The organism is Enterovirga rhinocerotis, from assembly GCF_004363955.1.
Lineage (GTDB): Bacteria > Pseudomonadota > Alphaproteobacteria > Rhizobiales > Beijerinckiaceae > Enterovirga > Enterovirga rhinocerotis.
Genome location: NZ_SNZR01000017.1, coordinates 58,241 through 82,827 on the forward strand (window position 1 = coordinate 58,241; position 24,587 = coordinate 82,827).

The following is a 24,587-nucleotide window of genomic DNA, read 5'->3' on the forward strand; positions in this document are numbered from 1 at the left end:
CCGATGACCGCCTCGACGTCCTCCCTTCCCGCTGCGGCCCGGGCGCCGCGAAGCCCGTGGCGGGCGCGGCTGACCGCCTGGCGCGTGCCGCTCTCGATCCTCGCCCTCTGCCTCCTGCCCTGGCTGCTTCCCTCCCAGGCGCTCGCCGTCAACGTCCTGATCTACGGTCTGCTCGCGGTCGGCTACAACCTGCTCTTCGGCTATACCGGGCTCCTGTCCTTCGGCCATGCCGCCTTCTTCGGAGCCGGTGCCTACGTCACCGGCATCGCGATCGGGCAGTTCGGCCTGCCCTGGTTCGCGGCGATGCTGCTCGGGGTCGCCTTCGGAGGGGCGCTCGCCTTCCTGGTCGGCCTCCTCTCGATCAGGACGCGCGGCATCTACTTCTCGATGGTGACGCTCGCCCTCTCGCAGCTCGTCTACTACACGGCGCTCCAGGCCTCGTCCTGGACGGGCGGCGAGAACGGCCTGCGCGGCTTCACCGTCTCGACGATCAACGTCTTCGGCTGGGCGATCGACATCCTCGACCCGGTCAAGAAATACTACGTTCTGATGGTCTTCGCCGCGGCGGCGCTGTGGTTCGTCTCGCGCGTGCTGAACTCGCCCTTCGGAGCGGTCATCGAGGCCGTCCGCGAGAACGAGACCCGCGCGCGCGCCTGCGGCTACGACGTCGAGCGCACCAAGCTCCTGTCCTTCACCCTGTCGGGCGTGATCGGCGCTCTGGCCGGCACGCTCTTCGCGCTTCATCTCGCCATCGTCCCGCTCGACATCCTGAGCATCCACACCTCGGGCATGGTCGTGATGATGACCCTGCTCGGCGGGGCGGGCAGCTTCTTCGGCCCCTTCGTCGGCGCGCTCGCCTTCCTCCTGATGGAGGACGTGGTCTCGCTCTGGACCTCGCATTGGCAGATCGTCGTCGGCACGGTCTTCATCCTCTTCGTGCTGTTCCTGCCGAAGGGCATCTGGGGCACGGCCCTCGCGGCTCTCGCCGGGAGGGGCGGCCGATGACGACGCCTCTCCTCGCGGTCGAGAATGTCGGCCGGCGCTTCGGCGGCTTCGTCGCGCTCGAAGGCGTGACGGCCGCCTTCGAGCCGAACAGGGTGACGGCCATCATCGGCCCGAACGGCGCGGGCAAGAGCACCTTCTTCAACGTGCTCTCCGGCGTCATGCCGCCGTCGACCGGCTCGATCCGCTTCAAGGGGCGGGACATCACGGGCACGCCCCAGCACCGCTTCGCGCATCTCGGGATCGCGCGCTCCTACCAGATCACGAACATCTTCCCCGAGCTCTCGGTGCACGAGAACGTCCGCGTCGCCGCGCAGGCGCTGCGCACGCGCTACGACATCTGGTGCAACCGGGCGGCGATGACAGAGCTCGACGACAAGGCCGATGCCGCGCTTGCGGCGGTGGGCCTCGCCGGCCGCCGCGACGCGACGGCGAAATTCCTCGCGCATGGCCAGCAGCGCGCGCTCGAGATCGCGGTCGCGCTCGTCGCCGATCCGGAACTGCTTCTCCTCGACGAGCCCACCGCCGGCATGGGACCCGAGGAGACCAAGGACATGGTCGGGCTGCTGGAGCGGCTCGCGAAGGACCGGACCATCCTCCTCGTCGAGCACAAGATGAAGATGATCCTCGGCCTCTCCGACCGCATCCTCGTCCTGCATCACGGCCGGCTCATCGCGGATGGGAGCCCGCAGCACATCCAGACGGATCCCGAAGTCCGCCGCGTCTATCTCGGACAGAACGATGGCTATGCTTGAGATCGAGGGCCTGAACGCCTGGTACGGCGCGAGCCATGTCCTCCACGGCATCTCGCTCGCGATCGCGCCGGGCGAGATCGTCGCGCTGGTCGGCCGCAACGGGGCCGGCAAGACGACCACCATCCGCTCCGCGATGGGACTGATGCCGAAGGCGACCGGCAGCGTGCGTTTCGCCGGGACCGAGCTTCTGGCGCTGCCCGCCCATGCCCGGTTCCGGATGGGCCTCGCCTATGTGCCGGAGGATCGCCGGATCGTGCCCGGCCTCAGCGTGCGCGAGAACCTGCAGCTCGGCCTCGTCGCGACCGACGGCTCGATCGACGAGCGCCGGGCCATCGACGAGATCGCGGAAAGCTTTCCGCGCCTCAAGGAGCGTCTCGACCAGGAGGGCGTCACCCTGTCCGGCGGCGAGCAGCAGATGCTCGCCATCGCGCGGGCCATGATCGCGAAACCGAAGATGATCCTTCTCGACGAGCCGTCCGAAGGCATCATGCCGGTCCTCGTCGAGGAGATGGGCACGCTGTTCCGCCGCCTGCGCGACACGGGCGTGACGCTGCTTCTCGTCGAGCAGAACGTCGAATGGGCGCTGCGGCTCGCCGACCACGCCGTCATCATCGACCAGGGCGAGGTCGTCCATCGCAGCACCGCCGCCGCCCTGCTCGCGGACAAGGCCATGCAGGACCGCTACTGCGCCGTCTGACCCCGGCCGACGACGCTCCCACCCCCCGGCGGCGACGCCGAGCCCGCGCCTTCGAAGCCCTCGCGGACGCGGCGCGTCCTCGTCAGTTCAGGAACGTATCGAAGCGCCGCCACAGGTCTTGGCCGCGATTCAGGGAATCCTGCATGCTCTCCCGGCTCAGGCGCGCAACCTCGCCCACGAGCGCTCCGGCCACGCTCATCAGGGCCGTGAAGGAATCGAACACCGACAGGCTTGCCGTCTGTGCGAGCAGCCGGTGCGTGGCGAAGGGCATGAGCGGCGAGAGCGGCGTATCGGTCAGCACGACGACGGCGGCGCCCATGTCGCGGAAATGGCCGGCGACCTTCCGGCTGTTCGGGCTGTAGCGGCGGATGCTGACGCAGATCAGGACATCGTCGGGGCGGGACCACAAGAGCCGATCCGCGAGCATGGCCTGCCCGGTCTCGAGCAGCACCACATCCCGCCGGCACAGGTTGAGATGCGAGAACAGGAAATAGGCGATCGCGTAGCTGTCCTTCTCGCCGATCACATAGACCCGGCCCCGGCTCTCCGAGACGGCGGCGACGGCCGCCGCGAAGCCGTCCGGATCGATCTGGCCGAAGGTCGCCCTCAGGTTGGTGGCTTCGGCCGCCGCATGTCGCGCCAGAAGGTCGGCCGCGGACCGTTCGGAGCTGTCGGGAAGGCCGATGCGGTCGACGGGGGAATGCAGCTTCGAGACCACCTCCCGGCGGATCTCCTCCTGCGCCTCCGCGAAGCTGTCGTAGCCGAGCTTCGCGAAGAACCGGACCACGGTGGGAGGGCTGATCCCGGTGGCGCGGGCGATGGCCGAGGCCGATTGCAGGATCGCCTGGGGATAGTTCTGCGTGAGGTATTGCGCGATGTCGTGCTCCCGCGCCGTGAAATGAGCCTGCTCGGCCTCCAGGCGCTCCATGAGGGTCATCGCACCTCCACTCGCTACGGGCCCGCGACGCGGTTCAGCTCGGATGTCGCGTTTTTGCGCACGATGCCGCCGATGAAATGATCTTTACACAAAATGGCGTCTAGGAAATATTGGTTTCAGAGAGATCGTGCCGCAGAGGTCCTCGCCGGGGCCTCCTCGCGCCCGGCGCCGTGGAGACACCATGCCCCTTCCTGACGATCCCGTCGCCATCGTCACCGGCGCGGCGCGCGGCATCGGCCGGGCCTGCGCCGAGGAACTGGCCCGGAAGGGTTTCCGCGTCGCCCTCGCCGATCTCGACAGCAGCGATCTCGATGCGGCGGCCGAGGCCGTCGGCGAGATCGGGCCGGGCGCGATCGTGCTTCGCGGGGATGTCAGCGACTACGAGGAGGTGCAGGCGCTCGCCGCCAGCGTCGTCGCGCGCTGGGGCCGGATCGACGTCCTGGTCAACAATGCCGGCATCTCGCAGCCCAAGTCGCTGCTGGAGATTTCCGAGGCCGAGTTCGACCGCACCATCGCGGTCAACCTCAAGGGCCATTTCAACTGGTGCAAGGCCGTCGCGCCCGGGATGGTGGCGCAGCAGGGCGGCCGCATCGTCAACATGTCGTCGATCAGCGCCGGCACGGGCGGCGCCCCCTCGGCCGTCAGCAAGTTCGCCTATGTGGCGGCGAAGGCCGGGGTGCAGGGCCTGACCCGAGGCCTCGCCAAGGAGCTGGCGCCGCACGTCACCGTGAACGCCATCTGCCCCGGCTCGATCGAGACGAGCCTCACCCGCGCGCTGATCAACGCGCGTCGCGAGGCGATCCAGGACACGATCCCGCTCGGACGCATCGGCACGCCGCTCGACATCGCGGTGGTGGTGGCTTTCCTCGCGACCGTCGAGCCGAACTTCATCACGGGCGAGATCATCGACGTGGACGGCGGCCAGTGGGTCAACTGACGCCCGCGCTGGCGGGGGGCGCAGCCGCCTCGCCGCCCCGCCGGATCGATACCGGCAAGGTCCTGTCGCTCGGCGCGCTTCTGGCGCCGGCGGTGCTGCTGCTCGCGGTCGGCCTGCTCTGGCCGTTCCTGATGATGCTGCGGATGTCGTTCCTGGATCGGTTTCCCGATCCGACGGGACTGACGCTCGAATTCTACACCGCGGTCCTGACCGACACCTATTTCCTGCGCATCATCGGGCGCACCTTCGCGCTCGGCCTCGTCGTCACCGCGATCACGGCGGTCGTCGCCTATCCGGTCGCCTGGTATCTCGCGAGGTCCCGCTCGCGCTGGAAGCACCTCGTCTTCCTCGGCGTCATCTCGCCGCTGATGGTCTCGATCATCGTGCGCACGATCGGCTGGACGATCATCCTCGGCAACGAGGGCTTCATCAACGCGATGCTCACCTCGCTCGGCATCATCGATACCCCCCTGCGGCTCATGCAGAGCTTCTGGAGCGTGGTCGCCGGCATGGTGCACATCCTGATCCCCTTCATGGTGCTGTCGATCGCCTCGGTGCTCGGCAAGATCGATCCGAGCTACGCGGAGGCCGCGACCGTCATGGGCGCCAACCCCGTGCGCACCTTCCTGAAGGTGACATTGCCGCTCTCGGTGCAGGGCATCGCCGCGGGCTCCGTGATCGTGTTCTGCCTCACCGTCGGCGCCTATGTGACGCCGGTCATGCTGGGGCGCGGGCAGGTGAACGTGCTCGCCGTGACCATCCACGAGCAGATGGTGGTGCTGGTCGACTGGCCGACGGGAGCCGTCGTCGCGATGGTTCTCACGGCGGGCACGATGGTCGTGCTGACCTTGTACGGCCTGTTCCTGCGCCGCCACGCGCAGCGATAGGAGGCGGCCCATGTCACAGCCGAATGCCGCCGCTCCGCCTGCCGCCCGCCTCCCGACGAGCGAGCGTGTGCTGAACGCCTACGTGATCGCGGTCCTCGTCTTCCTGGCGCTGCCGGTCTTCATCGTCGTGCCGCTCGCCTTCAGCGACGACGTCTCGCTGAGCTTCCCGCCGCGAGGCTTCTCGCTGCGCTGGTTCGCCAACATCCTGGAGCGGCCCGAATTCGGCCGCGCCTTCGCGCTCAGCGCCGCGATCGCGATCTTCGCGACGATCGTCGCGCTGACGGCCGGGACGCTCGCCGCCCTCGGCCTCGTGCGGCACCGCTTCCCCGGCCGGGATGCGACCGTCACCTTCTTCATGACGCCGCTGATCTTCCCCGCCATCGTCCTGGGCGCGGCGCTGGCGCTGATGCTGAGCCCGCTCGGCCTCCTGCGCAGCTTCTGGGGCCTCGCCCTGGCCCATGTGGTGCTGACCTTCCCCTACGTGCTGCGCACGGCGCTCGCGACCCTGTCGGAGATCGACCGGGCGCTGGCGGAGGCGGCCTATACGCTGGGCGCGAACCGCTGGAAGACCTTCCGGCACGTCACCCTGCCGCTGATGCGACCCGGGCTTCTGGCGGGGGCGACCTTCGCCCTGATCGTGTCGTTCGACGAGTTCACCATCTCGATGTTCCTCGTCGGACCGGGCATGATGACCCTGCCGCTCGAGATGTACAATTACGCCGAGTTCAGCCTCGATCCGACCATCGCCGCGATCTCGACCATTCTCCTCATCATCACCTCGGTGGCGATCATCGTCATCGAGAAGCTCGTCGGTCTCGGCAAGCAATTCTCCTGAGACCGGTCCGGGATATGCAAGCGCCGAGAACAACTCCGGAAGGACACAGACCATGAGCAGCGAAGATACCAAGGACGTCCTGCGGGCCTTCGACGGCCACGCCTCCCGGCGCTCCATCCTGAAGGGCGCCGCCGCTTTCGGCGCCGGCGGCACCGCCTTCCTCCAGCTCGCCGAGGCGCTCGCCCAGGCGAGCGCGGAGGACGTGGCCCGGCTCACCATCCTGTCCCAGCCCGGCATCGTCCCCGAAATCCTGAAGGACGTCACGGTTCCGATGTTCAACAAGAGCCATCCGAAGACGTCGGTCGTCTTCGAGGCGGCCTCGAACGCCGTCGCCTATCCCAAGATGCTCGCCCAGCGCTCGAACCCGGTCGTCAGCGGCGGCATGGTGAACGATCTGTTCGCCCAGCGCGGCATCAACGACAAGATGTGGGCCAAGTTCGATCCGGAACTCGTGCCGAACGCGGCCAACCTGCCCGCGGACCTCAAGACGCCCGGCGGCTTCGGCATTCCGTTCCACCTGACGCCCTGGGGCATCATGTACAACCCGGACAAGGTGGAGAAGCCGACCTCCTGGACCGACCTCTGGAACCCCAAATACAAGGGCCGCGTGTCCATGTGGGACGTCTATTACGACGCCTACATCATGGCCGGCGTCGTCACCGGCAAGGGTCCGGACGTGCAGGCCGGCATCAAGGCCTGGGAGCCTCACAAGGCCAATATCGGCGCCTGGGTGAATTCCCCGACCCTCGAAGAGGACCTCGTCAGCCGCGGCGAGATGTGGCTCGCGCCGCATTGGGGCTCCTGGACCGCGATGGCCAAGTCGCAGGGCAAGAACGTCGCCTTCACCATCCCGAAGGAGGGCGGCGTGCAGTGGGCCGGCCACATGCAGCTCTGCGCCGGCTTCTCGCCCGCCGTCTCGAAGCTCACCCAGATCTACATGAACACCTGGCTCTCCGACGAATGCCAGCTCGCCTGGATCGAGCGCGGCCTCTACTCGCCGGCCAGCACCAAGGTGCAGATCCCCGAGGCGCTGAAGTCCAACCCGGCCATCATCTCCGCCGAGGAGGCGCTGAAGACCCTGGTGCGGCCGGACTTCGTCAAGCTCGCGGCCGAGATGCCGAAGCTGAAGAGCCTCATCGACCGCACGCTCAAGTCCTGACGGAAGCGATGATCAAGGCGAACCCCTCGGACGCGGTCGGCGTCGACCTGCGCGACGTCCAGAAGTGGTATGGCTCCGTGCTCGCGGTGCGGGGGGTGTCGCTCGCCATCGCGCCCGGCGAGATGGTCTGTCTGCTCGGCCCCTCCGGCTGCGGCAAGACGACGACCCTGCGCATGATCGCCGGTCTCGAGAAACCCGATGCGGGCGACATCCGCATCGGGGACACGCTCGTGAACGCGGTCTCGCCGTGGAAGCGGAACATCGGCATGGTGTTCCAGAACTACGCCCTGTTCCCGCACATGACCGTGCATGAGAACGTCGCGTTCGGCCTCACCATGCGCAACCGGCCGGCCGGCGAGATCCGCGCGGCGGTCGAGGACGCCATGGCCCAGGTGCGCCTCGCCGGCTACGGCGACCGGCGCCCCTCCCAGCTCTCCGGCGGCCAGCGCCAGCGCGTCGCGCTGGCGCGCGCCATCGTGACCAAGCCCAACGTGCTGCTGCTCGACGAGCCGCTCGCCGCGCTCGACAAGAAGCTGCGCGAGCAGATGCAGGTCGAGATCAGGCAGCTTCAGCGGGCGGTCGGCATCACCACCGTCTTCGTCACGCACGACCAGGAGGAGGCCCTGACGCTGGCCGACCGGATCGTGGTGATGGAGGAGGGGCAGATCGTCCAGATCGGCTCGCCGGCGGATGTCTACGAGCGACCGAAGAGCCGCTTCGTCTCCGACTTCATCGGATTCACGAACGCCGTGGGCGGCAAGGTCGTGAGCGTGACCGGCACGACCGCGCGCATCGAGACCGCATCCGGTCACAGCCTCGACATTCCGGGAGCCGAGGGCGTCGCCGCCGGCGACGAGGTCGATCTGGTCGTGCGGCCGGAGAAGGTCGCCATCGATCCGCCCGAGGGGTCCGGCTGCGTGGTCGTCGAGGGCGACCTCGTCCACACCGTCTATTCCGGGGCCGTCACCTATTTCCACGTCGATATCGGGCGTGGCGCGATCCTCATCGCCATGGCGCCGAATGCGCACGGGGCGGCGAGCGCCCTGCCGACGAGCGGGGCGCGCCTGCGCCTCGGCCTGACCCCCGACACCGTGCTCGTCTTCCCCCGCCGGGGCTGACGGGCGAGGCGGCCGCGCCATCGGCCGGAACGCCTCGCTCAGCCGACGAAGGCCGAGACGATGATCGCGTTGACGATGTCGATGAAGAAGCCGCACACCAGCGGGACGATGATGAAGGCCCTCGGGGCAGGCCCGTGCTGCTGCGCGACCGCCGTCATGTTGGCGATCGCGGTCGCCGTCGAGCCGAGGGTGATCCCCCCGAAGCCGGCGCAGATGACGGCGGCCTCGTAGTCCCGCCCCATCAGTCGGAAGACGAGCCCGACCGTATAGGCGATCGTCAGGACGATCTGGATCGTCAGGACGACGGCGACGAAGACGAGGGCGCCGTGGAGCTGCCAAAGCTGCAGGCCCATCAGCGCCATGGTGAGGAAGATCCCGAGCGACAGGTCCATCACCAGCGAGAGGCCGTCCTCGACGCGCGGCCAGATCCGCCTGACGGTCGCGCCGACCGTGTAGGGCATGAGGTTGCGGATCAGGATGCCGGCGATCAGGCAGCTCACGAAGGTCGGGACGGTCAGGCCGCTGAGGGCGATCAGCCGGCTGATCCCGAACCCGGCGATGAGCGAGACATTGATGGCCAGCATGGCCCAGAGGACGCAGAAATAGTCGAGCGGGGCCTGGCCGGCGGCCGCCGCGGCTCCGATATCGAGCACCCCGGCCTTGGGCGGCGGCGCGATCGCGTGGCGCCGCATGAGGTAGGTGGCGATGGGACCTCCGATCACGCAGGCCGCGATCAGCCCGCCGGTATTGCCGGCGATGCCGAGTTCCATCGCGTTCGCGACACCCAGACGGTCGGTGAAGACCGGGGCCCAGGCCAGCGTCGTCCCGATGCCGCCGGTCAGGGAGATCGAGCCCAGCATCAGGCCGGCGAGGGGATCGAGACCGAAGAACGGCGCGATCGCGAGCCCGACGGTGTTCTGGAGCAGGATGAACACGACGGCGAGCAGCAGCAGCACGACGAGGGGCCGCCCGCCCGCGATCAGGGAACGTATGTCGGCCTTGAGCCCGATCCCGGCGAAGAAGGCCAGCAGGAGAAAATCACGGACGTTGAGATCGAACTCGATCGTCGTACCGAATACGACATAGGCTGCCGTGACGAGGGCGACACATAAGAACCCGCCGATGACCGCCTCGGGGATCGAGTACTTCTGCAAGAACCTGACATTGAGCGTCACGATCTTGCCGATCAGGAGGAGCGTCACGGCGATCGTGAAGGAGATGAAGGCGTCGATCGTCATACAGGTGAGGGGTCTGGAATCTCGGCGTGGCCGGTCGACGATGCGGTCCGGCTTGGTTGGAGCCCGTCTAGAGCCGCTCCGCCTCGGCGGAATCGCATGGGGAGCCGCGGGGCATGACGTCGACCTGCGTCGCGTCGATGGTGCTCATCGCATGATGATTCCGATCAGGCTGCTCTTCCGGGCCTGTCGGATCGCAGAAGCAGGCGCGCATGGCCAGCCCCGGCGCCTCACCCGAGCATCGCAACCAGCGCCCCGAGCGTGAGGACCGAGAGCACCGTCGTCACCAGCACCGTCCCGGCCGAGATCGCGATCAGTTCGTCGTTGCGATGCGCGAGAAGGAAGGCGTTGGCGCCGGTGGGCGTCGCGGCGGCGAGCGTCGCGACGGCGAGGGGGAGGCTCGGCAGGCCCGCCCAGGAGCCGAAGGCGAAGACCAGCGCCGGCAGGGCGAGGAGCTTCAGGGAGACGGCGATCACCGTCTCGATGCCGAGCGCTCCGCGATCGGGCGGAGGGAGCGAGGCGCCGAGGACCAGCAGGGCGAGAGGGATGCCCGCCGCGCCGAGAAGCTTCAGCGTCCCGACGAACGGCGCCGGAAGGGTCACGCCCGTCGCCCGCCACAGGAAGGCGGCCAGGATGGCGAGGATGACGGGGTTGCGTCCGGCCCCCTTGAGGATGCCGGCGGCGACGGCGGCCGGAGAGCGGCGGCCTCCCGCATCGGCCTCGATCAGGACGCCCGCGAGCGGCAGGAGGGTCCCGGAGTGGAGCGCGATGATCGTGAGGATCGGCGGCAGGGCGTCGGTCCCGAAGGCGGCGACCGAGACCGGGACGCCGACCATCAGCGTGTTGCCGTAGCAGGCGTTGAGCCCGAGCATCGTCGAGCGGGCGAGCGACAGGCCGAGCAGACGTCCGATCCCCAGACCGATTGCGAAGATCGTGAAGCAGGCGCCGAAATAGACCGTCGCCACGCCCAGGAGGTCGATCGGCGGCGCGCTGATCATCGATGAAAACAGCAGCGCCGGAAGAACGAGACGGAAAGCGACCTCCCGCAGCCCGCGCACCGCCGCCTCGTCGATGAACGAGACGCGCCGCGCCAGCCACCCGATCAGGATGACTGCGAAGATCGGAAACACGACCGTGACGGTCGCCGCCATGACCCTCTCTCCCCATCCCGACCGGCCCCAGGGGCGCCCGATCGGACCTCCAGCGCAGCCCCCCGGACGGAGGGCGGCGGCGATGCCTGCGGTGGGGTGGTCGCTCATCCCCTCGCCGCCGGCGTTCCGGGCGAAAGACCGCGCCTCACCGACGCCCGGGCCCTCCCGCCCGATCCTCCCCTCCAGGGGCGGACCGCTCGCCGTCCTTACCCGATTCCCAGCGCCCGCATCGCGGCCGCAAGAGCGACGCCGCAGGCCAAGGCTGCGATCTCGCTATGGGTGAGGCGGGTCACGACGACCGCCGCGAGGACGCCGGCGATCCCGGCCGGCCCGGCCTTGATGGCGATCGGCACGATCGTGGCCGCGACGATCGAGCCCGGCAGGGCGGCGAGGCCGCGCTCGACCATGGGGGTGAGCTTGACGCGGCTCATGATCACCACGCCGGCGACCCGGCAGAGATAGGTCGCGAGAGCCATCGCGACGATGGCGAAGGCGGGGCCGAAGGGACCCTCAAACGCGCTCACGCATCACCGCCCCCGCGACGGCACCCGCGATGGAGCCCGCCACGATGAAGACATAGCCCGGCACCAGCGTCTGGGTCAGGAAGGCGACGACCGCCGCGATCGCCCAGGGAACGCCCGAGCGGCGCGGCCCGCGCCAGAGAACGACCGCGAGCGAGGCCAGGAAACACGGCAGGACGAGATCGAGCCCGAAGCGTTTCGGATCGGCGACGAGGGTCCCGATCCAGTAGCCGGGCACGGTCGCCGCCGTCCAGGCGAGCCAGGACACGATGCCGGCCCCGATGAACACCCCGACGTCGCGTCCACCCTGAGCCCTGTGCTTCTCGGCTGCGAGCCAGCTCGCCTCGAACAGCAGGAACAGCGAGGCGGCCTGGACCGGGACCGAGATCCCCCGCAGCCACGGCTGGAGGGAGGCCCCCATCAGGATGAAGCGCGCATTCACCGTCGCGGTCACGGCGGCGATGGTCAGGAGAGACCCGAACGTCCAGTGATCCCGCCAGAGCTCGAGCGAGAGCAGCTGCGCGGTCCCGGCGGTGACGAAGAAGCTCGCCGCGACGCTCTCCCAGACTGTCAGCCCCTTCTGCACCGACCCCGCGCCGAAGGCGATCGCGAAGGCGGCGACGCCCGGCAGGGTGGGCAGGACGATGCGGGCGCCTTGGAGGCAGCCGGAGAACGTCAGGGCGGGTGGGGCGGAGGACAAGGTGCGGCTCGCTCTCCCGGATGTGACCGCACCGGCGCGTCTGGTCAACCGCCACCCTCGCCGACCTCGTCGCCGGCACGAGAGTCCCGCCTTGCCTCGATTTCGCGCGCCGCCTATCGCTGTATCCCAGTGGATATATCAATCGAGGACTGGCGAGTGACCACCGCACCGAAGACCAGTCCGGCGGGGGACGCTTCGGCTCGTCCCTCGCGGCCGCAACCGGGATTGCAGCCCCTCGGCCTGCCCCGGTCACAGAAGCCGGTCGGCAGCCTCGGCGGCCTGACGCTGCTCTATGTCGGAGGACGGCCGCACCTGATCGCCCAGGCGCGCCTCGCGATCCGCAATCGCGGGGCCGTTCTGCTGACGCATGACGGCGGCAGCGAAGACGCGGTGACGGTCCTGCCGGGCCTCGTCGCCCGCGCGGACGCAGTCCTATGCCCCGTCGCCCATGTCAGCCACGATGCCGCGGCGGTCGTCGAGCGCTGCTGCATCGAGTTCGGACGGGACTTCCTTCGGCTGCCGGCGGCCGATCTCGGCTCGCTGGTCGTCGCCCTCCGCTCCCTCGGATCCAAAGCGGCGCTCTGATCGCGGAAGCCGGTCCCGCATGGCGGGACCGCGGAAGACGACGAAGCCGCGCCGGCCTCAGTCGATGTCCTCGACCTCTTCGCCGCCGCCATAGACGCGCTGCGCGAGGGCGGCCTCCATGAACGGATCGAGATCGCCGTCGAGGACGTCCGACGGGGTCGTCGACGTGACGCCCGTCCGCAGATCCTTCACGAGCTGATAGGGCTGCAGGACATAGGAGCGGATCTGGTGGCCCCAGCCGATATCGGTCTTGGCGGCCTGCTCCGCATTCGCCTTCTCCTCGCGCTTCTTCAGCTCCGCCTCGTAGAGGCGGGCCCGCAGCATGTTCCAGGCCGTGGCCCGGTTCTTGTGCTGGGAGCGCTCCTGCTGGCAGGCGACGACGATGCCGGAGGGGATATGCGTGATGCGCACGGCCGAATCGGTGGTGTTGACGTGCTGCCCGCCCGCACCCGACGAGCGGAAGGTGTCGATCCGGCAATCGGATTCCTTGATGTCGATCTGGATCCGGTCGTCGACGACCGGATAGACCCAGACCGAGGCGAAGCTCGTGTGCCGGCGCGCGTTCGAATCGAAGGGCGAGATGCGCACGAGCCGGTGCACGCCCGACTCGGTCTTCGCCCAGCCATAGGCGTTGTGCCCCTTCATCAGGAAGGTCGCGCCCTTGATGCCGGCTTCCTCGCCGTCCTGCTGCTCGAGCAGTTCGACCTTGAAGCCGCGCTTCTCGCCCCAGCGCGCATACATGCGCGCCAGCATCTGGGCCCAATCCTGGCTCTCCGTGCCGCCGGCGCCGGAATGCACCTCGAGATAGGTGTCGTTGGAATCGGCCTCGCCCGCGAGCAGCGTCTCGACCTGCCGCCGCGCGGCTTCCGCGGCGGCGCGCCGGATCGTCTCCTCGCCCTCGGTGATGGAGGCCTGGTCGCCCTCGGCCTCGCCGAGTTCGATCAGGGTGACGCCGTCATCGAGGTCGGATTCGATCTTGCGGATCGCCGCCACCGCATCGTCGAGCGCGTTGCGCTCGCGCATGACGGACTGGGCGGCCTCCGGGTCGTTCCAGAGCTCGGGATCCTCGGACTTCGCGTTCAGTTCGCCGAGACGGCGATCGACGGTATCCCAGTCAAAGATGCCTCCTCAGCAGGCCCACGGACTGCTTGGCGGCTTCGAGGAGCGATTGGATTTCGGCGCGCATGATCTTCAGAGGAATGAGCGAGGCGCTCAGATAGGGGTGTTCGCCGGAGCTGTAAACGGCGCGGGAGCCGCCGGGACCCGCCCGGCCGCTCGGTTCCGGGGCCGAGCGCCCCTACCAGAGGCCGAAGCCTCCGCCGCCGCGATCCGCGTCGGGAGCCGCGCGGGCGGACGGGCCGGGTCCGCCATCGGAGGGAGGCGGCGCGACATAGGCGTCGGGCGGCGACGTTCCGGGCTTGAAGGCCTCGAGGATCGTGCCGCCGCCCTCGCCGCCGGCGCGGGCGCCGCTCGCGGCCGAGACGCGGATCAGCTTGATCCCCGGCGGCACCCGGAACGGCGTCGGCGGCTTGTCCTTGAGCGCCATCTTCATGAACTCGCCGAAGATCGGCGCCGCATAGGTGCCGGCCTGGGCATTGGCTCCCATCGAACGCGGCTTGTCGTAGCCGAGATAGAGGCCGACCGCGAGATCGGGCGAGAAGCCGACGAACCAGAGGTCCTTGGCGTCGTTCGTCGTCCCGGTCTTGCCGGCGATGGGCTTGTTGTCGACCATCGGCCGCAGGCGGGCGGCGGTGCCGCGCAGCACCACGCCTTCGAGGATCGAGGTCATCTGGTAGGCGGTCAGCGGGTCGAGCACCTGCTCGCGCTTGTCGATGAGCTTCGGCTCGTCCTGGTTCGCCCAGTTCTCCGCCGAGCAGCCGATGCATTCGCGGTCGTCGTGCCGATAGATCGTGGCGCCCGTGCGGTCCTGGATCCGGTCGATCAGGGTCGGCTTGATGCGCCGGCCGCCATTGGCCAGCATCGAATAGGCCGTGACCATCCGCATCACGGTGGTCTCGCCCGAACCGAGCGACATCGGCAGGATCGGCAGCAGGTCGTCGTAGATCCCGAAGCGGCGGGAATACTCGGCGATGAGCGGCATCCCCACATCCCGCGCGAGCCGCACGGTCATGAGGTTCTTCGATTTCTCGATGCCGTAGCGCAGCGTGTGCGGCCCCGTCGCCTTGCCGTCGAAGTTCTGCGGCGACCACGATTCGCCGCCCGATTCGATCGTGATCGGAACGTCGTCGACGATGGTCGAGGGCGTGTAGCCGTTGTCGAGCGCCGTCGCGTAGACGAAGGGCTTGTAGGAGGAGCCCGGCTGGCGCTGGGCCTGGGTCGCGCGGTTGAACTCGCTCTGGTCGTAGGAGAAGCCCCCGACCATCGCGTGCACGCGCCCGGTGAACGGATCCATCGCGACGAGCGCGCCGGAGATCTCGGGGAGCTGGCGCAGCCGGTAGGCGCCCGGCTTGCTCGCCAGCGGCTCGACATAGATCACGTCGCCGACCTGGAAGGCGCTCGTCGGCGAACGCCCGGTCCAGCGCAGGCCCTCCGGCGGGATCACGCCCATCTCTCGCTCACGCGAGACGCCCTGGCCGGCCAGACGCTTCGGCTGGATGCCGATCCGGGTCTGCCCTCCGGACGTGTCGAGAACCACGGCAAGACGCCAGGGCTGGATGTCGTTGAGAGCCGAGACCTCGGCGAGGGCAAGCCCCCATTCGCGGCCCGCGAGGTTGATGTTGCCCTGCGCCCCGCGCCAGCCATGGGCCTCGTCGAACTTGATCAGGCCGTCGACCAGCGCCTTGCGCGCCATGGCCTGGATCTTCGGATCGAGCGTCGCCCGCACCGACAGGCCGCCCTCGTAGAGCGCCTTCTCGCCGTAGCGGTCGCCGAGTTCGCGGCGAACCTCCTCGGCGAAGAAGCCCGAGGCGATCTGGTTCGGCGAATTGATGCGGAAATTGATGCCGAGCGGCTCGCTCCGCGCCTTCTCGCCCTCCTCCTTGGTGAGGTAGCCGTTGGCCACCATCAGCGCGAGGATCTCGTTCCGGCGCCCGAGCGCCTCGGCGGTCTTGCGGAAGGGATGGTAGTTGTTCGGCCCCTTCGGCAGCGCGGCGAGATAGGCGGCCTCGGCCGCGGTCAGCTCGTGGACCGACTTGTTGAAATATTCGAGGGACGCGGCGGCGATGCCGTGCACGTTGCGGCCCGGGATCAGCGTCCCGAGGAAGATCTCGTTCAGATAGAGCTCGAGGATCCGATCCTTCGAATAGGCGGATTCGATGCGCAGCGCGAGCAGCGCCTCGCGGGCCTTTCGCTCGAGCGTCTGCTCGTTCGAGAGCAGGAAGTTCTTGGCGACCTGCTGGGTGATGGTCGACGCGCCCTGCTTCGAGCCGGACCGCACGTTGCGCAGCGCGGCGCGGACGATGCCCTCGGGATCGATGCCGTTATGCTTGTAGAAATTCTTGTCCTCGGCCGAGAGGAAGGCGCCGATCACGAGCTTCGGGACGGCCTGGATCGGGATATAGAGCCGCCGCTCGCGCGCATATTCGGCGAGCAGGCTGCCATCGGCCGCGTGGACGCGCGTCATCACCGGCGGCTCGTAATTGGCGAGCGCCGCGTGATCGGGCAGGCCCTGGCTGAACTTCCACAGGAAGTAGCCGGCCACGGCTCCCACGATCAGGAACGCGATCGCCCCGATCGAGAACAGGAAGCCGAAGAACCTGAGGATAAACCGCATCCGCACACTTTCCAGCCTGGATGGCCGGCCTTCCGGCCCGGTCGGGCGACGTTCGGCCAGCCCCCGCGCATGCCGCCCGCCCGAACCGGCGGTGATCGGCGGAGCCCATCGACACGGTTTCTATGGTAAAACTGCGGCACGCTCGGCGAGCCGCGGCCCGAAAAACCGCTCGATGCCCTCCGCCATAGCGGCGGCGGATCGGGCGCGCCAGTCGTCCGAAAGCAACAGGGTCGCATCCTTGGCGTTCGACAAATAGCCGAGCTCGACGAGCACCGATGTCATGTCGGGCGCCCGCAACACGCGGAACCCCGCTTCGCGGTGCGGCTGGGGCGTGAACTGCATCACGGTCCCGAGAGCCGATTGCAGGACCCCCGCGAAGCGATGCGACAGGCCGCGCGTCTCGCGGATGGTCAGATCGTGCAGGATATCGGACACACCCGCGCGCACCGCAGGCGGGATCTGCCCGCCGACGGCATCGGCCGCGTTTTCGCGCTCGGCGACCTTGGCCGATTCGAGATCGGTCGCCCGCTCCGCGCCCGTATAGATCGTCGCGCCGCGCCCCTTCGGGTTCGACATCGAATCGCCGTGGATCGAAATGAACAGATCCGCCCCGGCATCGCGGGCGATCCGAACCCGCTCGTCCAGCGGGACGAAGACGTCGCCGTCGCGAATCATCAGCACCCGCACGCGGCGGCCTGCGACGAGACGATCCCGCAAGGCGCGCGCGAAGGCGAGGACGACGTCCTTCTCGTAATCCCCCGTGGTCGCGATCGCTCCCGGATCGACCCCGCCATGGCCGGCATCGATGGCCACCAGCGGCCCGGGCCCGGGCGGCGCGGCGATCGACCCGGTCGTGTCCGGATCGCGTCCGGGCGCCCGTGCCGTCTTGCGGAACGTCTCGCGATCGGCGCTCCTCAACTCGACGACAAGGTGCTTGACCTCCGGAACCGGCCCGTCGACCCATTCGAGGCGCGAGATCGTGGCGGGTGCCGCGAGGTCCACCACCAGCCGCGTCCGGCCGACCGCGAAGAGGCCGCAGCGGAAGCCCGCGACGAGCCCGACCCGGCGCCGGCCCGCCTCGTGCGGAAGCTGGCAATTCAGGCCGGGCGCCTCGACGACCGCGCGATCGGGCTTCTCGAGCAGGAAGCTGGTGGCCTCGACCGAGCGGGAGGCGACGAGGACGATCCTCGTCGCGCCCTCCTCCGCCGTGACCTCGGCCGAGACGGCCACCGACGAGCCGAAGGCGAACGCCTCCGCGGCGCCGAAGGCCGGAAGAAGCGCCAGCGCCAAGGCGGCGATGCGGATGGCGAGGGACGGCATCATCAAACGAGAGGGCTGCGACGAGAGGGCCGGACAAGCAGACCACGGACGCCCCGAACTTGCGGCCGCTTGGTTAACGGTCGCTTTCGACCCGCCCGCCAAGGGGGCTTCGCCGCCGCGCGAGGCGAGCCCTGCTTCCGCCGCAGCGCCGGCGTGCCGATGAGACATCTTGTCAAACGCCGCCATCCATCTGTAATGGAACGGCCAACCGGTGCGGATCGATGCCGGGAGATGGCACCCGCCCAATGGGGCGCGGGGCCGGACCGTTCTCTCCCAAATCCGCCGGCGGCGACATCTCGTCCGTAGCTCGACTGCGGCTCAACCGGCAGGTCGTGCCGACCTGCTCCCATGAAGGACTGCCGATGGGCGCATTGACGGACACAGCCTCCACGCTGACCGTCGCCGCGTCCGCCGCCCGTCCGGATTTCACCGACCTCCGTCATCCGATCATGCCTCGCGTGCGTGAAGGCCGGATGACGAGGCTTTCGTTGCCAGTCCCGCGTGCTGTCGCACGCTCCATCAACCTTCGTGCCCCCCGAGCCTTCCGGCTCGCGGCCGCCCGCCCGGTTCCACCGGGACACGGGGTCGGCCTCATGCCGCCTCGGCCGCGGCACGATCTCCACCTTGAGAGTCCCCTATGGCCAACAAGATGCTCATCGACGCCTCCCATCCGGAGGAGACCCGCGTCGTCGTAACCCGGGCGAACAAGGTCGAGGAGTTCGATTTCGAATCAGCCAACCGCCGCCAGCTTCGCGGCAACATCTATCTGGCGAAGGTCACGCGGGTGGAGCCGTCGCTCCAGGCCGCCTTCGTCGAATATGGCGGCAACCGGCACGGCTTCCTCGCCTTCAGCGAAATCCACCCCGATTATTATCAGATCCCCGTCGCCGACCGGCAGGCCCTGCTGGAAGCGGACGAGCAGGCCGAGCGCGAGGAAGAAGAGCGCGAGGAGCGCCGCGGCAGCGGCAACCGGCGTCGCCGGCGCGGGGCGCAGAGGCGCAACCGCCGCAACGGCGAGACGGTTTCCGCCCCGGTCGAGGGCGGCGAGACCGAAACCGGCGAGGCCTCCCTCGCCGTGACGGCCGATCCCGCGGAAGCCGGCCTCGATTCGGAGGCCTTTGCCGCCACCGGCGAGACCGAGGAGGCGACGCCCGCCGAGAGCGCGTCCGAACCGACGAGTGCCGAGGCTTCCGACGCCGCCGAGCACGCAGCCGCCGTCACCGACGCCCCGGCGGTCACGCCGGAGCCCGAGCAGCAGGAGCCGGCGGCCGACGAGGCCCCTGCTGCCGCGTCCGAGACGCTCGAACAGCCCCCGGTCGAGCCCGCCCTCGAGGTCTCCGCCGTGGAGCCCGTCGATGCCTCCGCCGAGACGGCCGAAGCGCCGGTCTCCGGCGAGGCCGCGCCGGACGCCGTCGAAACGGACGCCGAGCGCGAGGACGACAACGCTGCGCATGACGACAGCGACGAGGACGACGGCGAAGACGACGAGGACGAGGACGACGAGGAGAGCGACGAAGACGACGAGGACGACGACGAGGACGAGCATGTCGAGGCCGTCGGCGGTGCCGATGCGCTCGAGGAGGTTCCCCAGCGTCCCCGTCTCCATCGCCGCCAGTACAAGATCCAGGAGGTCATCAAGCGCCGCCAGATCCTGCTCGTCCAGGTCGTCAAGGAGGAGCGCGGCAACAAGGGCGCCGCGCTGACGACCTATCTCTCCATGGCGGGCCGCTACTCGGTCCTCATGCCGAACACGGGCAAGGGCGGCGGCATCTCGCGCAAGATCACCTCGGCCGAAGACAGGAAGCGCCTGAAGGAGATCGTCCAGGAGCTGGAGGTGCCCGAGGGAATGGGCATCATCCTGCGCACGGCCGGCGCCTCGCGCACCAAGCCCGAGATCAAGCGCGACTACGAATATCTGATGCGGCTGTGGGAGAGCGTGCGCGAGCTGACGCTCGAAAGCACCGCCCCCGCCCTCGTCTACGAGGAGGGCTCGCTCATCAAGCGCGCCATCCGCGACCTCTACAACAAGGAGATCGACGAGGTCGTCGTCGCGGGCGAGGAGGGCTACCGCGAGGCCAAGGACTTCATGTCCATGATCATGCCCTCGCAGGCGAGGGCCGTGCGCCCCTACCGCGAGCCGCAGGCGCTCTTCGCGCAATTCGGCGTCGAGGCGCAGCTCGATTCGATGTTCTCGAACCAGGTGACGCTGAAATCGGGCGGCTACCTCGTCATCAACCCGACCGAGGCGCTCGTCTCGATCGACATCAATTCCGGGCGCTCGACGCGCGAGCACAATATCGAGGACACCGCCCTCAAGACCAATCTCGAGGCGGCCGAGGAGATCGCGCGGCAGCTTCGCCTGCGCGACCTCGCCGGCCTGATCGTGATCGACTTCATCGACATGGAGGAGAAGCGGAACAACCGCTCCGTCGAGAAGAAGCTCAAGGACTGCCTCAAGAACGACCGCGCCCGCATCCAGGTCGGCCGCATCTCCCCGTTCGGCCTCCTCGAAATGTCGCGCCAGCGCATCCGGACGGGGGTGCTCGAATCCTCGTCCGTGCCCTGCCGCCACTGCGCCGGCACCGGCTTCGTCCGGGCCGTCCCCTCGGTCGCGCTGCAGATCCTGCGCTCGCTCGAGGAGACGCTGCTGCGCACGGCCACGCACAACATGGCCGTCCGCACCAGGACCGAGATCGCCTTCTACATCCTCAACCAGAAGCGCGCGCATCTGGCCGAGATCGAGAGCCGGTTCGGCGTCGCCATCGCCGTGTCGGCGGACGATACCCTGTCGGGCACGACGACCTTCGCCATCGAGCGGACCTCGCCCGTCACCGCGCCCGTGCGCGCGCCGGCAACCGGGATCCGGGTCGATTCCATCACGCCCGTCGACGAGCCGATCGAGATCGAGGCGACCGCCGAGTTCGAGATCGAGGAGGAGGAGGAGCTCGAGGTCCGCGCCGAGCGCGAGCCTCGCCGGGAGCGGGGGCCTCGCCGTGAGCGCGAGCCCCGTCGGGAGCGCGAGCCTCGTGGCGAGCGGGAGCCTGAGGACGAGGGACAATCCGGCGAGGAGCGTGAGGATCGCGCCGAGAAGCGTGCCGAGGATGACGGCGAGGACGCGAACCGTCGCCGTCGCCGGCGTCGCCGGCGCCGCGGCTCCGCCAATGGCGACCGCGATCCGTCCGTGCAGGCCGATTCCGAGACGGATTCCGGCGATGGCGAGGAGACCGATCGCGAGCTCGCCGAGGAGACCGGAGCGGAGCAGCAGGCGTCGACCGCCGAACCGGCCCCCGCCGAGGAGCGTCCCGCTCAGGACGATGCCGCAGTGCAGGTGACGGCAGAGGCCACAGAGACCGTCGTGGCCGAAGCCTCCGCGCCCGAAGCACCTGCGACCGAAGCCGCTTCGCCGGCGCCGGAAGCCGAGGCGCCCGTCTCCGAGGCCGCCGAGGCCCCCGCTCAGGTTTCGGAACCCGAGCCCGCGCCGGAGCCGGAACCCGAGCCGGTCGCCATCGTGCTGACGCCGCCCGATCCGAGCCGTCCCAAGCGCGGCGGCTGGTGGTCCAAGGCGAAATCCGCTCTCACGGGAGCGTAGTCGCCGGGGGCGGTCCGGATCCGGCCGCCTCGCTACCTCCGGCGCAAGCCGGGGCCGGCGAGGCGATGCCGATCTGCCGCAGACGCTCCCCCTGATCCCGGCTCGCGCCGGGATCGGCGCTCAAGTCAGCGCAGGAAGCCGCGCAGCCGCCGAACCGCCTCGCGGCACACCTCCTCGCCTCCCGCGAAGGAGAGGCGGAGGTGGTGGCTTCCTTCCAGCGGGTCGAAATCGAGGCCCGGCGTCGCGGCGACGCCCGCCTCGTCCAGCATCCGCCGGCAGAAGGCGATGGAATCGTTCGTGAACCGGGCGACGTCGGCATAGAGATAGAAGGCGCCGTCGGCGGGATGGATCTCGGTGATGCCGAGACCGGGAAGCTCGCTCAGAAGAAGGCTCCGGGCGCGGGCATAATCCGCCTTCACCGCCTCCAGTTCCTCGGTCGCGTCGAAGGCCGCCACGGCCGCCACCTGCGAGAGATAGGGCGGCGAGATGTAGAGGTTCTGCGCGAGCCGCTCGATCGGCCGCACCAGCCGCTCCGGCACGACGACCCAGCCGATGCGCCAGCCCGTCATGCAGTAGTATTTCGAGAACGAGTTGATAACGATCGCGTCGTCGTGGTGGCGGAGCGCCGTGTCGGCCGGCTCGCCATAGGTCAGGCCGTGATAGATCTCGTCGGAGACGAACCAGAGGCCGCGCTCCCGGCAGAGCCGGCCGAGGCTCGCGAGCCCGGCTCCGTCGATCATGGTCCCCGACGGGTTGGCCGGGCTCATGGCGAGGATCCCGGCGAGGGGCCCCGCACCGGCCGCTTCTGCGATAGCATCGGCGGTGAGACGCCAGCCGTCCTGCGCCCGCAGCGGGACGTCGAGCGCCGCGAGGTCGAGCGCGGCGAGGATGTTGCGATAGGCCGGATAGCCCGGCGCCGAGATCGCGACCGACGCACCCCTGTCGAACAGCGCGAGGAAGGCCAGCACGAACCCGGCCGACGAGCCGGTCGTCACGACGACGCGATCGGGCGCGATCGAAAGGCCGTAGGCGTCGCGGTAATGACCGGCGATGCGCTCCCGCAGGGGCGCGATGCCGAGGGCATCCGTGTAGCCGATCCGGCCGTGATCGAGGGCGGCCCGCGCCGCCTCGATCACCGGCCGCGGCGCCGGGGCCGAGGGCTGGCCGACCTCCATATGCACGATGCTTTCGCCGGCCCGTTCCTTCGCGCCGGCGGCCGCAAGCACATCCATCGCGAGGAAGGGCTGCACCTGCGCGATACGTCGCGCCAGGGCCGGCCGCGAGCCGTCATCGCCTGCCCGATCACTCACATCCGCCATCCTTCATCCGCCATCCGCCTCACCACAGGCGCACCCGCTTCTCGGGCGCGATGTACAGCGCATGGCCGGGGGTGACGCCGAAGGCCTCGTACCAGTCGTCGACGTTGCGGACGACCCCGTTGACGCGGGCGGCATGGGGCGGGTGCGGATCGGACACGACCTGGCTCCGCAGCCACTCGTCCGTCGCCTTGCCGCGCCATGATTGCGCGAAGCCGAGGAAGAACCGTTGCGTGCCGGTCAGGCCATCGATCACCGGCGCCTCGCGTCCGCCGAGCGACAGGCGGTACGCGTCGAGAGCGACGAGAAGGCCCCCGAGATCCGCGATGTTCTCGCCCATCGTCAGATCGCCGTTGACGAACAGGCCGGGCAGAACCTCGACGGCTCCGAACTGACGTCCGAGTTCGGCCGAGCGGCGCTCGAATTCGGCCGCATCGCGGGATGTCCACCAATCCGACAGCCGGCCGTGTCCGTCGAATTTGCGGCCGGTATTGTCGTATCCGTGGATCAGTTCGTGCGCGATCAGCATGCCGAGCGCACCGTAATTCACCGCGGGATCGGCCCGCCGATCGTAGAAGGGCGGCTGGATCTGGCCCGCGGGCAGCGTCACCGCATTGGCGCTCCACTCGTAGAAGGCGTTCACGGTCTGAGGCGTCGTATCCCAGTCCTCGCGATCGACCGGCCGGTCGAAACGGGCGACCTGACGGTCCCAGTCGTGCGCCATGGCCCGCTCGACATTGCCGACGAGATCGTCGCGCGCGATCCGCAGCGCGCCGTAATCGCGCCAGCGCGTGGGCCAGGCGAGCTGCGCCTCGAGACGCCGCAGCTTGTCCACGGCCTTCGTGCGCGTCGGCGTCTCCATCCAGTCGGTGCGCTCCAGACGCCGCGCGAGGGCCGTCCGGAGATGGCCGACCATCGTTTCGATCTCGCCCTTCAGGCCGGGCGGGACGTGACGTTCGACGTAGAGGCGACCGATCGCGTGCCCCATCGCCGCCTCGGTCGCGAGAACGCCGCGCCGCCAGCGCGGAGCGAGTTCCGACACGCCGTCGACGATGCCCCTGCGGAAGCGGAAATTCGCCTGGACGAAGCGGTCGGACAGGAAGGGGGCCGCCCGGTCGAGCACATGGAAGGCCTGCCAGGCCCGCAGCACGGCCGCATCCGTCCGCCCCCAGATGGAGGCCAGCTCGAGGACGGCCGCACGTTCGAGCAGCACGATGCGATCGAGCTTCGCAAAGCCGCTCCGCGCAAGCATGTCCTGGATCGGCAAGCCCGTCTCCCGTGCGACGGTCTCGGGATCGGTCGGGTTGAAGGTCTTCTCGGGATCGAGCCTGTCGGTCGCGTTCCAGCTCGCCTGGGCGAGCTCCGTCTCGAAGGCGAGGATGGCCGGCGCCATGCCGGCCGCGTTCTCCCACCCGGCGAAGCCGAGGAGTTCGGCGATATAGGCCGCATAGGCGGCCTTGGTGCTCGCGAACGCCGTCTCAAGATAGTAGTCGCGATCAGGCAATCCGAGCCCGCGCTGCCCGAGATGCACGGCATGGCGATCCGGATCGCGCGAATCGGGATAGATATCGAGCGCGAGCAGCGTCATGCCGTGCCGGCGATGGCCATCGCCCTGCAGCCGGATGAGGTCGTCGCGGGTGGCGGCTGACCGGATCGCGTGAAGGTGGTCGGCGACGGGCGCGAGGTCGAGACGCTCCGCGCGACCGGAATCCATGAAGGCCGCGTAGAAGTCGACAAGCTTGCGCGCATCGGGTCGCAAAGCAGGGGCGATGTCACCCGGATTGGCCTCGAGAAGGAGGCGGGTCCGCCCCTCGACGCGGTCCATCATCGCGCGGTCGACGCCGGCCGAGGGCTTGTCGGACGGGATCGTCGTCCGGTCGAGCCAGCGGCCGTTGACGAAGCGGAAGAAGTCGCCCCCCGGCGCGACGGCCCGGTCCATGCCGGCGAGATCGACGCCCCAGGTCCCGTAGGGCGGCTCGGGCTCGAGGGCAGACGCCCCGAAACAGGTGGCCGCGACGGCAAGCGACAGAAGGACGAGGGAGCGCATCAGCTTTTCCTCAGCAGGCCGGACGAAACGTCAAGACGTCGCCCTTCGGCGACCGACAGAATC

Annotated in this window: 20 protein-coding genes; 10 read left to right on the forward strand and 10 right to left on the reverse strand. The window is 69.1% G+C overall.

Going from position 1 to position 24,587, the window contains the following annotated elements; all coding sequences use genetic code 11:
• Nucleotides 1–3 precede the first annotated feature (3 nt).
• The 3 genes from EV668_RS22265 to EV668_RS22275 are packed head-to-tail and all read left to right on the forward strand — an operon-like array spanning nucleotide 4 to nucleotide 2,454.
• A complete protein-coding gene (locus tag EV668_RS22265) occupies nucleotides 4–1,005 on the forward strand; it encodes a branched-chain amino acid ABC transporter permease (protein ID WP_245513367.1) in 1,002 nt (333 codons plus the stop codon).
• Nucleotides 1,002–1,757, forward strand: a complete 756-nt coding sequence (locus EV668_RS22270; protein WP_133774332.1) for an ABC transporter ATP-binding protein — start codon at nucleotides 1,002–1,004, stop codon at nucleotides 1,755–1,757. The genes EV668_RS22265 and EV668_RS22270 overlap by 4 nt, the downstream gene beginning before the upstream one ends.
• A complete protein-coding gene (locus EV668_RS22275) occupies nucleotides 1,750–2,454 on the forward strand; it encodes an ABC transporter ATP-binding protein (RefSeq protein ID WP_133774629.1) in 705 nt (234 codons plus the stop codon). Before EV668_RS22270 ends, EV668_RS22275 begins: the two co-directional genes overlap by 8 nt.
• An 82-nt stretch (nucleotides 2,455–2,536) precedes the next feature.
• On the opposite strand, the gene EV668_RS22280 is transcribed toward EV668_RS22275, so the two are convergent.
• Entirely contained in the window at nucleotides 2,537–3,391 is an 855-nt protein-coding gene (locus EV668_RS22280; protein ID WP_133774334.1) for a MurR/RpiR family transcriptional regulator, read from the reverse strand.
• 181 nt (nucleotides 3,392–3,572) lie between these two features.
• Between EV668_RS22280 and EV668_RS22285 the strand changes: the two genes are divergently transcribed.
• The 5 genes from EV668_RS22285 to EV668_RS22305 are packed head-to-tail and all read left to right on the forward strand — an operon-like array spanning nucleotide 3,573 to nucleotide 8,327.
• Nucleotides 3,573–4,328, forward strand: a complete 756-nt coding sequence (locus EV668_RS22285) for an SDR family NAD(P)-dependent oxidoreductase (RefSeq protein ID WP_133774336.1) — start codon at nucleotides 3,573–3,575, stop codon at nucleotides 4,326–4,328.
• Nucleotides 4,316–5,215: an ABC transporter permease gene (locus tag EV668_RS22290; RefSeq protein WP_133774338.1), complete on the forward strand. Its 900-nt coding sequence runs from the start codon at nucleotides 4,316–4,318 to the stop codon at nucleotides 5,213–5,215. Before EV668_RS22285 ends, EV668_RS22290 begins: the two co-directional genes overlap by 13 nt.
• A 10-nt stretch (nucleotides 5,216–5,225) precedes the next feature.
• Nucleotides 5,226–6,050: an ABC transporter permease gene (locus EV668_RS22295; RefSeq protein ID WP_133774341.1), complete on the forward strand. Its 825-nt coding sequence runs from the start codon at nucleotides 5,226–5,228 to the stop codon at nucleotides 6,048–6,050.
• Between the two features lie 52 nt (nucleotides 6,051–6,102).
• On the forward strand, nucleotides 6,103–7,209 hold the full coding sequence (locus EV668_RS22300; protein ID WP_133774343.1) for an ABC transporter substrate-binding protein: 1,107 nt from the start codon (nucleotides 6,103–6,105) through the stop codon (nucleotides 7,207–7,209).
• An 8-nt stretch (nucleotides 7,210–7,217) separates the two neighbouring features.
• Entirely contained in the window at nucleotides 7,218–8,327 is a 1,110-nt protein-coding gene (locus EV668_RS22305; protein ID WP_166652595.1) for an ABC transporter ATP-binding protein, read from the forward strand.
• A 38-nt stretch (nucleotides 8,328–8,365) separates the two neighbouring features.
• Here the strand turns inward: EV668_RS22305 and gltS are convergent, their stop codons facing one another.
• The 4 genes from gltS to EV668_RS22325 form a co-directional block, all read right to left on the reverse strand.
• The gene (gene gltS, locus EV668_RS22310; RefSeq protein ID WP_133774347.1) at nucleotides 8,366–9,565 is read right to left on the reverse strand and encodes a sodium/glutamate symporter; all 1,200 of its coding nucleotides are present in this window, start codon (nucleotides 9,563–9,565) and stop codon (nucleotides 8,366–8,368) included.
• Between the two features lie 227 nt (nucleotides 9,566–9,792).
• Nucleotides 9,793–10,713, reverse strand: a complete 921-nt coding sequence (locus EV668_RS22315) for an AEC family transporter (protein ID WP_166652596.1) — start codon at nucleotides 10,711–10,713, stop codon at nucleotides 9,793–9,795.
• 206 nt (nucleotides 10,714–10,919) lie between these two features.
• On the reverse strand, nucleotides 10,920–11,237 hold the full coding sequence (locus tag EV668_RS22320; protein ID WP_245513368.1) for an AzlD family protein: 318 nt from the start codon (nucleotides 11,235–11,237) through the stop codon (nucleotides 10,920–10,922).
• Complete coding sequence (locus tag EV668_RS22325) at nucleotides 11,224–11,934, reverse strand: AzlC family ABC transporter permease (RefSeq protein WP_166652597.1); 711 nt, start codon at nucleotides 11,932–11,934, stop codon at nucleotides 11,224–11,226. The genes EV668_RS22320 and EV668_RS22325 overlap by 14 nt, the downstream gene beginning before the upstream one ends.
• Nucleotides 11,935–12,090: 156 nt before the next feature.
• Here EV668_RS22325 and EV668_RS24955 point away from each other — a divergent pair, with 156 nt between their 5' ends.
• Nucleotides 12,091–12,519: a DUF2325 domain-containing protein gene (locus tag EV668_RS24955; RefSeq protein ID WP_166652598.1), complete on the forward strand. Its 429-nt coding sequence runs from the start codon at nucleotides 12,091–12,093 to the stop codon at nucleotides 12,517–12,519.
• 57 nt (nucleotides 12,520–12,576) lie between these two features.
• Here the strand turns inward: EV668_RS24955 and prfB are convergent.
• From prfB to EV668_RS22345, 3 genes are all read right to left on the reverse strand, one after another.
• Nucleotides 12,577–13,705, reverse strand: a protein-coding gene (gene prfB / locus EV668_RS22335) for a peptide chain release factor 2 (protein WP_133774355.1) whose coding sequence is annotated in 2 segments (ribosomal slippage) — nucleotides 12,577–13,635 and nucleotides 13,637–13,705 — 1,128 coding nt in all. Because the reading frame shifts where the segments join, the coding sequence is not laid out codon by codon here.
• A 111-nt stretch (nucleotides 13,706–13,816) separates the two neighbouring features.
• Complete coding sequence (locus tag EV668_RS22340; RefSeq protein WP_133774358.1) at nucleotides 13,817–16,252, reverse strand: penicillin-binding protein 1A; 2,436 nt, start codon at nucleotides 16,250–16,252, stop codon at nucleotides 13,817–13,819.
• A 120-nt stretch (nucleotides 16,253–16,372) separates the two neighbouring features.
• Entirely contained in the window at nucleotides 16,373–17,575 is a 1,203-nt protein-coding gene (locus tag EV668_RS22345) for an N-acetylmuramoyl-L-alanine amidase (RefSeq protein ID WP_166652599.1), read from the reverse strand.
• A gap of 634 nt (nucleotides 17,576–18,209) precedes the next feature.
• Between EV668_RS22345 and EV668_RS22350 the strand changes: the two genes are divergently transcribed.
• Nucleotides 18,210–21,161, forward strand: a complete 2,952-nt coding sequence (locus tag EV668_RS22350; protein WP_133774362.1) for an Rne/Rng family ribonuclease — start codon at nucleotides 18,210–18,212, stop codon at nucleotides 21,159–21,161.
• Nucleotides 21,162–21,286: 125 nt separating this feature from the next.
• Here EV668_RS22350 and EV668_RS22355 read toward each other — a convergent pair whose 3' ends face one another.
• On the reverse strand, nucleotides 21,287–22,480 hold the full coding sequence (locus EV668_RS22355) for a pyridoxal phosphate-dependent aminotransferase (protein WP_133774364.1): 1,194 nt from the start codon (nucleotides 22,478–22,480) through the stop codon (nucleotides 21,287–21,289).
• A 19-nt stretch (nucleotides 22,481–22,499) separates the two neighbouring features.
• Nucleotides 22,500–24,524, reverse strand: a complete 2,025-nt coding sequence (locus EV668_RS22360; protein WP_133774366.1) for a M13 family metallopeptidase — start codon at nucleotides 24,522–24,524, stop codon at nucleotides 22,500–22,502.
• Nucleotides 24,525–24,587 lie beyond the last annotated feature (63 nt).

Excerpts from the sequence above, each read along its gene's own strand:
- EV668_RS22280 (WP_133774334.1), bottom strand. The coding sequence starts at position 3,391 with ATGACCCTCATGGAGCGCCTGGAGGCCGAGCAGGCTCATTTCACGGCG.
- EV668_RS22305 (WP_166652595.1), top strand. The coding sequence starts at position 7,218 with ATGATCAAGGCGAACCCCTCGGACGCGGTCGGCGTCGACCTGCGCGAC.
- EV668_RS22345 (WP_166652599.1), bottom strand. The coding sequence starts at position 17,575 with ATGATGCCGTCCCTCGCCATCCGCATCGCCGCCTTGGCGCTGGCGCTT.
- EV668_RS22300 (WP_133774343.1), top strand. The coding sequence starts at position 6,103 with ATGAGCAGCGAAGATACCAAGGACGTCCTGCGGGCCTTCGACGGCCAC.
- EV668_RS22265 (WP_245513367.1), top strand. The coding sequence starts at position 4 with ATGACCGCCTCGACGTCCTCCCTTCCCGCTGCGGCCCGGGCGCCGCGA.
- EV668_RS22355 (WP_133774364.1), bottom strand. The coding sequence starts at position 22,480 with ATGGCGGATGTGAGTGATCGGGCAGGCGATGACGGCTCGCGGCCGGCC.
- gltS (WP_133774347.1), bottom strand. The coding sequence starts at position 9,565 with ATGACGATCGACGCCTTCATCTCCTTCACGATCGCCGTGACGCTCCTC.
- EV668_RS22295 (WP_133774341.1), top strand. The coding sequence starts at position 5,226 with ATGTCACAGCCGAATGCCGCCGCTCCGCCTGCCGCCCGCCTCCCGACG.
- EV668_RS22350 (WP_133774362.1), top strand. The coding sequence starts at position 18,210 with ATGGCCAACAAGATGCTCATCGACGCCTCCCATCCGGAGGAGACCCGC.
- EV668_RS22360 (WP_133774366.1), bottom strand. The coding sequence starts at position 24,524 with ATGCGCTCCCTCGTCCTTCTGTCGCTTGCCGTCGCGGCCACCTGTTTC.
- EV668_RS22285 (WP_133774336.1), top strand. The coding sequence starts at position 3,573 with ATGCCCCTTCCTGACGATCCCGTCGCCATCGTCACCGGCGCGGCGCGC.
- EV668_RS22315 (WP_166652596.1), bottom strand. The coding sequence starts at position 10,713 with ATGGCGGCGACCGTCACGGTCGTGTTTCCGATCTTCGCAGTCATCCTG.
- EV668_RS22275 (WP_133774629.1), top strand. The coding sequence starts at position 1,750 with ATGCTTGAGATCGAGGGCCTGAACGCCTGGTACGGCGCGAGCCATGTC.
- EV668_RS22270 (WP_133774332.1), top strand. The coding sequence starts at position 1,002 with ATGACGACGCCTCTCCTCGCGGTCGAGAATGTCGGCCGGCGCTTCGGC.
- EV668_RS22340 (WP_133774358.1), bottom strand. The coding sequence starts at position 16,252 with ATGCGGTTTATCCTCAGGTTCTTCGGCTTCCTGTTCTCGATCGGGGCG.